This is a genomic window from Saccharicrinis sp. 156 (assembly GCF_050589685.1).
Lineage (GTDB): Bacteria > Bacteroidota > Bacteroidia > Bacteroidales > Marinilabiliaceae > Saccharicrinis.
Genome location: NZ_JBNGOS010000002.1, coordinates 158,312 through 171,187, shown reverse-complemented (window position 1 = coordinate 171,187; position 12,876 = coordinate 158,312). Strand labels below are relative to the sequence as shown.

8 protein-coding genes are annotated in these 12,876 nt (G+C 38.7%); 5 read left to right on the top strand and 3 right to left on the bottom strand.

From position 1 onward, the window contains the following. Positions 1 to 132: 132 nt before the first annotated feature. From ACRD64_RS01410 to ACRD64_RS01390, 5 genes are all read left to right on the top strand, one after another. The gene (locus tag ACRD64_RS01410; protein ID WP_430931362.1) at positions 133 to 4,020 is read left to right on the top strand and encodes a T9SS type A sorting domain-containing protein; all 3,888 of its coding nucleotides are present in this window, start codon (positions 133 to 135) and stop codon (positions 4,018 to 4,020) included. 248 nt (positions 4,021 to 4,268) lie between these two features. Beyond that, positions 4,269 to 4,826, top strand: coding sequence for a TetR/AcrR family transcriptional regulator (locus ACRD64_RS01405; protein WP_430931361.1), 558 nt, complete (start codon positions 4,269 to 4,271; stop codon positions 4,824 to 4,826). A 322-nt stretch (positions 4,827 to 5,148) separates the two neighbouring features. Further along, complete coding sequence (locus ACRD64_RS01400; RefSeq protein ID WP_430931360.1) at positions 5,149 to 7,761, top strand: TonB-dependent receptor; 2,613 nt, start codon at positions 5,149 to 5,151, stop codon at positions 7,759 to 7,761. Positions 7,762 to 7,790: 29 nt separating this feature from the next. Next, positions 7,791 to 8,975 carry a hypothetical protein gene (locus ACRD64_RS01395; protein WP_430931359.1) on the top strand — a complete coding sequence of 395 codons (1,185 nt, stop codon included), beginning with the start codon at positions 7,791 to 7,793 and terminating at the stop codon, positions 8,973 to 8,975. A 92-nt stretch (positions 8,976 to 9,067) separates the two neighbouring features. After that, on the top strand, positions 9,068 to 9,370 hold the full coding sequence (locus ACRD64_RS01390; RefSeq protein ID WP_430931358.1) for a hypothetical protein: 303 nt from the start codon (positions 9,068 to 9,070) through the stop codon (positions 9,368 to 9,370). 114 nt (positions 9,371 to 9,484) lie between these two features. Here the strand turns inward: ACRD64_RS01390 and ACRD64_RS01385 are convergent, their stop codons facing one another. The 3 genes from ACRD64_RS01385 to ACRD64_RS01375 all read right to left on the bottom strand — a co-directional run bounded on the left by ACRD64_RS01385 (position 9,485) and on the right by ACRD64_RS01375 (position 12,798). After that, entirely contained in the window at positions 9,485 to 10,216 is a 732-nt protein-coding gene (locus tag ACRD64_RS01385; RefSeq protein WP_430931357.1) for a LytR/AlgR family response regulator transcription factor, read from the bottom strand. 36 nt (positions 10,217 to 10,252) lie between these two features. Then, on the bottom strand, positions 10,253 to 11,320 hold the full coding sequence (locus ACRD64_RS01380) for a sensor histidine kinase (protein WP_430931356.1): 1,068 nt from the start codon (positions 11,318 to 11,320) through the stop codon (positions 10,253 to 10,255). A gap of 257 nt (positions 11,321 to 11,577) precedes the next feature. Further along, a complete protein-coding gene (locus ACRD64_RS01375; protein ID WP_430931355.1) occupies positions 11,578 to 12,798 on the bottom strand; it encodes an ABC transporter permease in 1,221 nt (406 codons plus the stop codon). Positions 12,799 to 12,876 lie beyond the last annotated feature (78 nt).

The window sequence follows — 12,876 nt, the reverse complement described above, 5'->3', positions numbered from 1 at the left end:
TTTTTATGCCATTGTGTAAACAAAATACCTGTTTTCAGGTATTAGAATGGCTGTTTATGGGTAGGCAATTGAATATGTTCCTCCATAACTTGTATTCGATTATAAAACATTCACTCTGTAAATCGATAAGTTATGAAGGTTAAAAAGTATGTAGTTGGGATATGCTTATCCATGGTGCTAATGATTTCCTGTCCATGTAATGTCAAAGCACAGTTACATGGTAATAACTACTGGAACACAAGTATTATACCCGGTTACAATGGCAATTATGCCTACGGAACACAAGCCGGAGCCGTGGACAACAATGGCATAGTGTACATTGGCGTGCAACTACCTGTCAACAATCAAACAGTGGTAAAAATAGTAAGTTGGGATGGCGTTAAATGGAGCTTGTTAAATGGTCAATTGATTCATTCAGTTTTTAGGGTTGCAACTATTACGGCCATAGATGTGGATATCCAAGGCAATATATATGTTTTAGGTACTTTTGATAAAATTGATAACGAAACTGGCACACCTTTAATTGACACGGAAAACATTGCAAAGTGGGAAAAATCAACCCAAAACTGGTCAAATATAGGAATGGGGATAAACGTACCTACTAATCCTTACGCTTTTAAAGCTATAAAAGTGGATAATACGCAAAATATTTACATTGGAGCAGCCGGTGGCCTGGCCGGAAAAAATCCCAACGGGACTATTGTTCCCGCAAACAGTATCATTAAATGGGATGAAGCTGCCCAACAATGGGATAATATGGCAGGTGGATTAATGCGGGGAAATGCGAGATCCAATTACATCAATGACATCATGATCCAAGGACAAGATGTGTATGCAATAGGACAATTTGGGATGGCAACATCCCCCAATGGAACGCCATTCAATATTTCGATACTGGCAAGGTGGGATGGCATAGGATGGAGCTCTACAGGAACCTTACCCCCTACTGTTTCCGGTGGTTATGGGATTTCGGTATGCGACGACAATGCGGGTAACATTTACATTAGCGGCGACGACCCGACTTTTCTTCTTAAATATGATGGTCTCAACTGGAATTCTATTGCCGCGGTCAATTGGGGAGCTGGGCAACTGGAAACGGACAGGAACAACAATTTGTATTTGCAAAGCAGGAGCTTTACCACCAATACCTATTCGGTAAGCAAATACGATGGAAATACATGGGAACAAATAGGCAACATAGGTGGACGACCAAATGTGATGTACGGTAACAGAAATTTAGCCAATACAAGAATCTATCTGGGCGGGTATTTTAGCTGGATTACAAATTCGGTAACCAACCGGGTTGAATATGCGATAAACAACACCTATTGGGATGGGACTGACTGGAATTCCATGACCAATAACGTACCTGTTGATCCCATATACAGTGCCGATTTCAACACGAACAATCATTTATATTTTGGTGGCGACTTTACCGATTTGAGTTTTTATAAAAACTGCAACAACCTGGCCGGAATCGTGAATGGTGCACTTGTAAAGCTGGGTAACGGAGTGAATAACCTAGTACGTTCGGTGGATGTGGGTGCGAGTACTTTTGTTGAAACTCCATTCTCAAACACGGTATTTATCGGAGGCGACTTCACTGAAGCAACAGATGCCGACGGAACTGTGCATAGCGATGCTAACCATGTGGTTGCATGGGATATCCAAACAGAAAAATACCTGCCTTTGGGCCGAGGAGTAAACGGGGTGGTCCATGAATTAAGATATAGCCGAGACCTGAATCATTATGGCCGAAACGGCAGCGGATATCTATTTGTAGGTGGCGAATTTACACAGGCTGTTAACGCCGATGGGAGTATTGTGAATGCAACTAATTTTGTCGCCTTTAACCTCGAAAATTGGCGATGGGAATACATTGGAAGCACAAACGGCCCGGTTAAGGCCATTCATACAAATCATGGAGATCCAATGAATTTATTTATTGGCGGTAATTTTACTGCCGTAGAAAATTCCGATGGAACAATAGTGACATCTGATAAATTAGCTGTTTTGTCTACACTATACGGTATTCCAAAATGGCATGGTACGGATATGTCCATAAATGGAGAAGTGCTTGCCCTGAGCTCTCGAAGCTTGCTTTCTTCTACTAACCTGTTGGGTGAAGTGACGATAGGAGGAACTTTTACGGAAATTACCGATTCGTACGACACCTACGACCAATCTCCATATTTATCAAATATATTCTTCAGTTTTAAGGACTCAGATAACAATGGAACAATAGATGACATGGATGCTAATGTGACTACTATGACAACTCACTTTCAGCAACTGGACGGAGCGGTTCATCATATTTCAGGAAATGATTTGTTCCGTTCTGTTATCTCGGGTGAGTTTACGAAGGTAACCATGCACGATGGAAGCGTGAGGCAGCTTAATCACATTGCCGAGATAAAAGGCACCTTTTGCGGTGACTTTTGGGGCAGATCGTTGAATATCAGCCCCTGGGGCGATGGCACCAACAACCCGGTATATGAACACGTTGGCGAATATGGCTGTAACTATACACCCCGAAACATGCTTGTTGTTGGAGATTTTAGTTCTGCCGGAAACTTACCCAGCGCCGGAATTGCAGAGCACAAGTTAAACAATTTGACCACCATTGCATCATATGCAACTGCCAATACTTCGCCGTATATCCCATCGGGAACATCTGCTGTGTCTGTAATTAGATGGAGATGCCGTAATCCCCACCTAAAAAATGCGCAAGCAACATCGCAACAATTACTTCAGAACAATCTGGAAATAGATAAATTCTTAATTGATGAGTATGACGAATTCGACCTGGCTTTTGTTAATTTCCCAAGCAGGGACACACTGGTATCTTTTAAAGGATTGGTAAATCATAGAGATACATTGGTGTATGCATTGGTAGGTGTTGAAGATACCACGCGATACAAACCTAACCCCAACGGGATTGATCGCTCATTCGATTTGATTTCGTCCAACTTAACAACTTACGCTGATGCGGACGGATCAGGAATTATTTTCGTGAATACCGTAACCGATAGCCCTGCTATTGATATTAAGACCAGTAATGATGCTACATTGATTAATAAATTAACGTACAAAGAACAAAAACGACTGGTTGGTTTTACCGCAGAACCATTGCAATTAAATTTTCATGAGTCGCTAACAGGAAACTTACTTTATACAGATGTTGTTGACCTGACAAATTCATCTAATAAATTATTGGTTTATTATATTAAGGGCTTTGTAGATCCGGCAAACAATCAGAATGGCGACCCTATTGGAGGAGAGGTATTTGACCCTAACTACAACATTAAAATGTATAACAACAAACTAAACCAAACCATCACTTTTGCCGACATAGGGGATAAGTCTTTAGGAGATGGCCCCTTTCAAATCAGTGCTACCTCCTCATCGGGGCTACCCGTTACTTTTGAGGTACAGCAAGGAAACATTACCCTAAACGGAAATACTGTAACTATTAATGGAGCCGGATTAGCAACTATAGTGGCTAAACAAAATGGCGATGCAACGTATAACCCTGCCCAAAACGAAGAAATGTGGTTTTGTGTAAAGCCCGGCAAACCCGGCATTACTCAACCCCAAAGTAATTTATTAGTGGCTAATACGGTGGAAAACCTTCAATGGTACCTCGATAACACATTATTGGTTGGGGAAGTCAACGACACATTAAACATCACGATGAGTGGCAATTACCAGTGTTCCACAACCGTAAATGGCTGTACCAATACTTCCGATATTTTTACCGTAGTCTCTACAGATTTGGCACATATGAATGCGGATATGTTCTTTTGCTTTGCCAATGGCGAAATCCGGGTAAAATTTGCTGATGCAACTTTGATAAAAAATATCACAGTTTACGATCTAACAGGTTTTAAGGTTATGAGTCAAAATTCAATTCTATCTAATAAATATTTGTATAACGTGAGCAAACTGAAACAAGGAATATATATTGTACTCATTACAACTGCGAATAGAGTTTATAAAAGAAAAATTGTTATTCCATAGTGGCTAGCAAACTAAAACCCTAAATTATCTTATTCCTCCATATCACGTTTTTGTAATAAAGGCCATTCAATTTACTTTTAAATGGCCTCTTTTCTTGTGGATAGTTGAATAAAATCTTCATGTTATCTTTTTATTAATTCCCAAAGGCGGAATGAAAGAGTGCGATTTATTATTATTTTTGTCACCATTAAACACATTATTATTTTGTTAACAACACTCCATCTCTGAAAAGAAAACCAATTGTGGTAATGAAGAAAAAAGAAGTTATTTTAAATGGTGCCATTGAATTATTTGTAGCTAAAGGTTTTTCCGCTTCCACCAATGAATTAATAAGTCGCATCGGAATTGCCAAAGGAACACTATATCACCACTTTAAAAGCAAAGATCAATTAATAGTTGAAATTTACAAAACATTGATGTTTGAAATTGAAACAGAATGTGTTTCCGAAATGCTGGAGGAAGAAGATCCGCTGGCATACACCAAAGATGTGTTCGGAAAAATAGTTAGCTGGTTCATTAAAAACCCAAGCAAGTTTCATTATATCAGTAGCTTTGAAGCCAGCCCCTACAGTAAGGTACACGCACTTTCGGTAAGGGAAACATTAAGTGGCCCTCAGAAGAACATCCAGCAGAAGGTGAATATGGGCGTGATGAAAAACTACAATACAGAGTTAATCACTTTTTTCGATTTTGCTTTTACCCGGTCCACTGCCAATTACTTTTTATCTCAACCCAATCCCATGGGAAAGTTCCGCAAAGAATTTGACGAAGCGTTTGATCTTTATTGGAACGGAGCCTCCAGATAGCAATATAAAAAAAAGAATAAAACTACATACCACCCCACTTTAAAAACCCAACCCCCAGCTACAAAAGCCTTTATTTACTCCATAACCTATCTATTTCAAGGCACGCGAACCTATTTTTATCCTTTTCGACCTTTTTATCAATTATAAATTTTTAAAAAAAATTTAATTACCTTCTGTGGCCAATGATAACAATAGGTTAACGCATACTTAATGTTTTCAAAACCGACTCGTCGGTCGGTTTTTTGAATATTTGCCGTAGAAATTATATATATTTGAAACTATTAATAAGTTTTTATTATAACCTAAATTCAATTATTTAATCATGAAACATTTTATCACGAAGCTTTATGTGGTTGGTATGCTACTAGCCCTTCCTTTAGCAGCATATGCTCAAGGTAAAGTAACTGGAAAACTGGTGGATTCAAGCACCGACGAACCGTTGATTGGTGCTGCTATTTACCTGGAGTCGGATAAAGGAGTTGGCACGGTTACCTCTTTGGATGGTACTTTTAAACTAAACCTGAAAAACGGTAAATACAACCTGGTGTTCACCTATTTAGGTTATATTGATCAATCCGCCTCCGTAAAGGTGGATGGTGATGTAGACCTTGGCACAATTTTAATGAAATCTTCTTCTGTTGGGCTTAACGAAGTAGCTGTTATAGCTTCTGTAGCAGTTGATAGAAAAACACCGGTGGCTCTTTCAACAATTAGTCCAATTGGAATAGAAGACAAACTAGGAACTCAAGAATTTCCCGAGGTTCTAAAGTCAACTCCTTCAGTATATGCTACTAAACAAGGAGGAGGTTTTGGTGATGGACGTATCAACATCCGTGGATTTGACTCTCCGAATGTTGCTGTGATGATTAACGGAGTTCCGGTAAATGACATGGAATGGGGTGGTATATATTGGAGTAATTGGGCCGGACTTTCTGATGTAACAAGATCAATGCAGGTTCAACGGGGTTTAGGAGCATCAAAAGTTGCTGTACCGTCAGTTGGTGGATCTATCAATATTCTAACAAAAACAACCGATGCCACAAAAGGCGGTGCTGTTGCCACAACTATTGGCAACGATGGATACGAAAAAATAGGTTTCAATATTTCCACCGGATTAACCGAAGACGGTTGGGCAATTACATTATTAGGTGCTAGAACAAAAGGTGATGGATATATTCAGGGCACTGAATTTGAAAGTTATTCTTATTTCTTTAATGTTTCTAAAAGAATTAACGATGATCACCAATTGTCGTTTACCGGATTTGGAGCTAAACAATGGCACAACCAACGTAGTAGTTTCGATAAATTAAGTATTGCCGATTGGGAAACAAAAAAAGAAAAATACAGATACAATGGAACGTATGGTTTTGGTGTAAACGGTCAACGTAAAAATGGTGCCCGAAATTACTACCACAAACCTCAATTCTCATTAAATCATTTTTGGACAATCAATGAAAAATCAAGTTTAAGTACATCATTATATGGATCTATAGGTAGTGGAGGAGGCCACTCTGCACGAGGCGATGACAGAAGTTGGCAATATGGAACGGATGATACCTTCAGAACCATAGAGGGATATAAAGATTATGCAGCCATTCAAGAACTAAACGCGGCGAATACCGATGGTTCAACTTCAATTATTGCAAGTTCGAACAACGACCATAAATGGGTAGGTGCGATTTCAACGTTAAGTACACAAGTAAAGTCTTTTGATATATATGGTGGACTTGATTTAAGATATTATGAGGGCGATCACAACAGAACTATCCTTGATCTTCTAGGTGGAGATTTCTTCCTTGACCCAGATAGAACTAATGTAGATTACAGAAGCGATGATGACACTTATGTCAACGAAAAACTTTCATACGGTGATAAAATATCTAGGGATTATTTAGGGAAGGTGCTTTGGGAAGGTGCTTTCGCTCAAGCTGAGTATAACCAAGGTAGATTGGCTGCATTTGTTTCAGGTGCAATTTCAAACACCACCTATTGGCGTGTCGATAATATGTATTATGCCGAGAATGAAAAAGAATCGGACAAAACCCATTTTGGCGGATTCAGTATTAAGGGAGGAGCCAATTATAACTTAACTGATATTCACAATGTATTCGCTAATATAGGCTACTTCTCACGAGCTCCATATTTCTCAAGCGTATTTTTGGCAGATGATACCAGCAATGAAATAAACGATGATGCTGTTAATGAAAAAATATTCTCGACGGAAATCGGTTATGGTCTGAGGACGTCGTCGTTACGATTAAACCTGAACTTATACCGAACAGAATGGAGGGACAAAACCTTTACAGGGTATGTAAGCAGTCAAAACCCTGATCTGGGAAGGTATAATGCCGAAGGGGTTGAAGCATTACACCAAGGTATTGAGCTTGATTTTGTGTTCAAACCCATACAAAACCTAGAATTTACCGGTATGGCATCTTTTGGAGATTGGAAATGGGTAAATGACGCAGAGGCTTATGCGACCAACAGGGATGGACGCCTGGTAAATGATCAAGGCGAGATTGTAACCGATCCGGATGACGCAAAAAAAATATTGCTTCAAATCGGCGATGTTCATATTGGCGATGCAGCACAAACGACTGCAGCGTTAGGAGTCAACTATAGTTTTTTAAATGGGTTTAAAATTGGCTTAGATTACAATTACTACGACAGACTTTTTGCAGATTATGGTGAAATAGATGATTTAGAAGGCGAAGACACCTGGCAGGTACCTTCTGCCAATATATTCGACGCTAACGCTAGTTATAAATTTATGCTAGGGAACTTTGACGCTCGCATTTATACAAAAGTGAACAATTTATTCGATGCCGTTTACATAACTGATGCGGAAAGCGGATCGAACGATACTTGGGAAGACGCCAAGGTATTTTATGGATTCGGAAGAACATGGTCGGTTGGCTTAAAGCTTATTTTTTAATTAACCCATAAATTAAATAGTTAGAACTGATGAAAAATATATTAAACATATCACTGGTTGTTGCATTATTTGCATTATGGAGTTGCGAGGATGTAACGGATGATTTTGATGGATTAGATGATCCTATCGTTTCAAATCATGTTGGGAAAGCTATATTAGACGCACCTTATACTTTAACTGAAGAAGATTATGCTCTATCTTCTAATGAAGATGTTCTGAGTTTTAAAAACTTTTCTAATTACTTACCTGCTAAAGATTATTTACCCGAGATTTTAGATGCCAAGTTTTATACTGATGAAATTGGAACTGAATTTAAAATCACTTACCTCTTTTACAAAGGAAGCCTTAGTTACCTATATGACCTGGAAGATGTTACCTTTTACGAGTTAACAACCAGTGATTATGATTCTTTTGGCGGGGATGCTGCTCAATACAATAATTTTAGCTCAAGCGCTAGACCAGAGAACTATTTGCCAGATTTCTTTGCAAATAAATATAGCAGTGCAGAAGCGGGAGATATAGTATATGTTACTTACGATTATTACAGCGGAGGAGTTTCTGTTATTAGCGAATTCTACGAATTTGATGGGTCTATTTGGGCCTCCTCTGATGAAAGTGTAGATTTACCAGAAGGTGTAGAAATTTATGTGTTAACCTCTGAAGATTACGATTCGATGGGTGCTCCCGGTAATTACAATAACTTTTCTGCATCAGATGTTCCTGAAAACTACTTGCCAACATTTCTTTCCATTAAATTCCCATATGCATTTAATGGAATTAAAATTGCAACTGTTTTCAAGTATTATGCAGGAGGAGGTGTTACTGAAACTAGAGCTATCGAATACTTAAAAACCGAGACTGGCTGGACAGCATATTCTTCTACTGAGAATAAAACTGAAACTTTTAAGTATGATGGTGATGTTTGGCTATATGTTCCACCAATCAAATTCATTAAAACGGATAAAGCACATACTATAGAATATACTTTAAATGATGATGATTACGAATTTGTAGGTAACGGCAGATATGATAATTTCGATGTTCGTGAGGGCCAGGACGAAGAAACCGAGGAAGTGAGAATCGAGAAAATCACAAAAATTCTGAAAAACAATTTTGAGGTAGCTCTTGGTGAAGTTTATAAAGTAACATTTGAAGTGTACAGCGGATCAGCAGAAACCTGGGACATCACACTGGAAGCTGTAGAGGATAATTAAAAAAACAAATGTAAATTTGAATATATGAAGGCTAACTTCCCCGGAGGTTAGCCTTTTTTTTATTATATCTTTGCCTAAAATTTAAAAAACGGATGGAATATTTAGAGCTGGATATTAAGCAATTGATCTACGAAATTTTAAATGGCAAGATAGTTCCATACAGCGTGGAGCTAAACTGCGAAATGCTGAACTCCGGTTTAAACAACCTTTACGGGACTTACATTTATTATACCAATGAAGTTGATGGTGCCGTAGATGTCGTGGCCGATTTTAATTGCAAACTAATGGATAATGCGAGTTCACCATCTGAAGTCAAGGCCAAAGGACGGTTTAAAGGACGGTTTAACGTGGAACACAAATGCTTTTTTGATGGTGCTTACGAAGTAAACATTTAGTTTAGTTCACTATAACGGCGAGCTAAAAATTTCCGTTTCCCTTTTTCTCCGTGCATGTAGCATTCTCATCCCGAAAATTTATGAAACAACGTTCGTCGAAACCAATTGATTAGGCTAAAGAAATTTCTTCTTTACAAATTCATCAAAGGCGTCTTTATATTGCTTGCTGATGGGAATGCGTTCTTTACCAAAGATGATTCTGTAGCGTTCTATAGTGGTTACTTTTTCGAGATTGACAATAAATGAACGATGGACACGCATAAAACGTTCCGAAGGCAATCGCTCCTCAACAGATTTCATGGTAGCATAAAACACGATTGGTGTTTGTTCCGATTCCGTATAAAGTTTCACGTAATCTTTTAATCCTTCCAGATAAAGAATTTCACCATAATTAATCCGCCTTAATTGCGCGTTGGCTTTTATAAACAAGTAATCGCCATCCGAATTAAGATGGCTTTCGGCCGGAGATTTTGCCGCTTCGATCAGGTCAAAGTGTTTTTGGGCATGTTTGGCTGCTTTCAAAAAAACCTCGTAACTCACTGGCTTGAGTAAATAATCGAGGGCATGAAGCTGAAAACCCTCCAAAGCATATTTCTCGAATGCTGTAGTAAATATCACCTTACAGCTTTCATCCAGTGTGCGCGCAAATTCTACACCGGTAAAATCGGGCATCTGTATATCCAAATAAATTAGTTGAACGGGATTGTCCTGCAAAAATTCCATTGCATCTATCGGGTTATCAAACTCCCCCTTCAGTTCCAAAAAAGGTGTTTTATTAATATGAGAAACCATTAAACCCAGGGCTAATGGCTCGTCGTCGATGGCTATGCAGGCAATTTTTTTCATGGTATTAGATTACTAGGCATGAAGAATATTTATAAATCAATATTCTAAAGGAATGATTAAACTTACACTAAAAACATTTTCTTCTATATCCATATTTAAAATAGCTCTATCTCCATAAATTAAATCCAAACGTTTTTTAATATTTGTGATCCCTACCCCGCCCTTTTCGTCATTTACACTGTTTCCTTTTTGGGGGATACTGTTCTTGCACGCAAACTTTACTTGGTTGTTTTCTTGTTTTAACTCTATTTTTATAAATGATTGCTCGCGATAACTGACACCATGCTTAAATGCATTCTCAATAAACGGAATAAACATCAGCGGAGGAATATCGGTGTTCGAGTTTTGATTCGAGATGCTCACATCCAGTTTTACTTTGGAAGTCAAACGTTGCCGCATCAGGTCAATGTAATTTCGTGTAAAATCAAATTCCTTTTGTAGGGCTATGGTTTTAATATCTGACTCATAGATTAAATAGCGCATTAACGCAGAAAGTTTTTCCACAGATTTTTGCGCTTTGTCGCTGTCGATAGCAATAAGCGCGTATATGTTGTTTAAAGCGTTAAAGAAAAAATGCGGGCTAATCTGGTTTTTCAGAAAAGCCAGCTCCGTATCTTGATGCGCCCGTTCTTTTTCTTGTTGCACTTTTTCGTTTTGCCTGATCTTATGAATAATAGCTAATCCCGTACTGGTGCTAATTACCAATATAAGCAGGTAAATATTGTCAACTGCCCTTGGGTCGAGAAACATACCCTCACGTTTATCTTTCCTTACAGGCTTCTCCATGCTCATACTTTCCCTAATCTCGTCAAAACCAACCAGTTCAAAACCCATTTGCCATAGAGACAGAATGGTTAGTATGAACAATACTATTGCAATAAAAAAAACGATTTTGTTTTTAGAGAAATACAATCGGGGCACTAATACCAAATAATTGACATAAAATGCCAATGTCATAAAAAACATCTGATAGTAGTACATATATCTCCAAAATGTCAGATGATTGTCCGACCTGTCGAATACAAACAAAGGCATCAGAAGCACAAATGCTATGGCTATGATATGCGGTAACCAGTTTCCTAGTTTTGATTTGATAATTTGCATATGGTAAAGATAATTATTTCAGTCAATAGTCAGCAGTAGACAGTTATTATCAAACGGATGGTATTTCTTTGCTGCCCACCAGAGTTCGAAAAGTTGGAAAATTGCATTTTTACAATAGTTTACAAGACGGGAATCGGCTCTCCTCCTTAGTAAGAAGGAGAGTCCAAATTACGGATATACTATATTTTACAATTGCAAAACATCAAACCTTATTTTTCGAGCCATCCGCCTATCGCTCTATGCACTTAGCTGCACACTTATTCGTGACGTAAAGCTACAATCGGATCAAGAGCTGACGCCTTTCGCGCCGGATACCAGCCAAAGAAAACACCGATAAAAGAGCAAACCAAAAACGATAACAACACAGAATCCGTGGTAATCAGAATGGGCCAGTTCAAGATACTTTCCACCGAATTAGATGCAAAATACCCGAGCAATACCCCTATGATTCCGCCTAACACGCTCAGTAAAATAGCTTCCAGTAAAAACTGCATCAGAATGTCTTTGCCCTTTCCGCCAATGGCCAGGCGCAGTCCTATTTCTCTGGTACGCTCCGTAACCGACACATACATGATATTCATAATCCCAATGCCGCCTACTAACAAAGAAATAGCTGAGATTGATCCTAATAAAACCAACAACATTTCTGATATAGACCCAAAGTTGCTGATCAGCTCCTCCTGGGTTCTGATTTCAAAATCATTATCCTCTGCTTCCTTCAATTTATGCGATTGACGCAACAACTCTTCTATCTCGGCGCTTGTTTCTTTAATATTATCTTCGGAAGAAGCCGACAAAACAATTTCACGCAAATGTGTCTCGCGGGTTATACGTTTCATGATCGTTGAATAAGGCATCAGAATCATATCATCCTGGTCTTGTCCGAAAGTGTTGTTCCCTTTTTCTTTGAAAGTTCCTATTACCTTAAACGGTATGTTGTTGAAACGAATACTTTGTCCAATAGGGTCAACATCCTCCCCAAAAACATTTTCCACCACTGTTTGACCCAGAACGCATACTTTTGCTGCTGTTTTTATTTCCTGACTGGTATAAAAGCGACCTGTCTCAATCTCGTATTTTTTGATAGTTGCATATTCTTCATTACCTCCACTGATGCTTGTCGGCCAATTGTTCGATCCATATACTACTTGCCCAGAGCCCTTCATTCCGGGAGACACTGCGTCAATCAAAGTACAATTTTGCTTCAGATACGCTACGTCTTTCTCTTTCAGTGTTTGCGATGCCGTTCTGCCTTGTTGTACGCCACCCCTGCTCATACTGGCAGGCATCACGTTAATCAGGTTGGTTCCCATAGAGGCAATACTTGATTTAATGCTTTCGTTAGATCCCTGGCCGATAGCCAACATGGTAATCACTGCCCCTACCCCAATGACAATCCCTAACATGGTCAGGAACGATCTCATTTTATTGCGCTTAATAGCTGCAATGGCTATTTTAAATAAGTTTATTAGTTTCATTTTGCAAGATTTTTAGGTAATAGATTAGAGATAATAGACTTAAAACACAGAAACATAAAGCTTCTTTAAGAACTGCCT

Excerpts from the sequence above, each read along its gene's own strand:
- ACRD64_RS01395 (WP_430931359.1), top strand. The coding sequence starts at position 7,791 with ATGAAAAATATATTAAACATATCACTGGTTGTTGCATTATTTGCATTA.
- ACRD64_RS01390 (WP_430931358.1), top strand. The coding sequence starts at position 9,068 with ATGGAATATTTAGAGCTGGATATTAAGCAATTGATCTACGAAATTTTA.
- ACRD64_RS01410 (WP_430931362.1), top strand. The coding sequence starts at position 133 with ATGAAGGTTAAAAAGTATGTAGTTGGGATATGCTTATCCATGGTGCTA.
- ACRD64_RS01405 (WP_430931361.1), top strand. The coding sequence starts at position 4,269 with ATGAAGAAAAAAGAAGTTATTTTAAATGGTGCCATTGAATTATTTGTA.
- ACRD64_RS01400 (WP_430931360.1), top strand. The coding sequence starts at position 5,149 with ATGAAACATTTTATCACGAAGCTTTATGTGGTTGGTATGCTACTAGCC.
- ACRD64_RS01385 (WP_430931357.1), bottom strand. The coding sequence starts at position 10,216 with ATGAAAAAAATTGCCTGCATAGCCATCGACGACGAGCCATTAGCCCTG.
- ACRD64_RS01380 (WP_430931356.1), bottom strand. The coding sequence starts at position 11,320 with ATGCAAATTATCAAATCAAAACTAGGAAACTGGTTACCGCATATCATA.
- ACRD64_RS01375 (WP_430931355.1), bottom strand. The coding sequence starts at position 12,798 with ATGAAACTAATAAACTTATTTAAAATAGCCATTGCAGCTATTAAGCGC.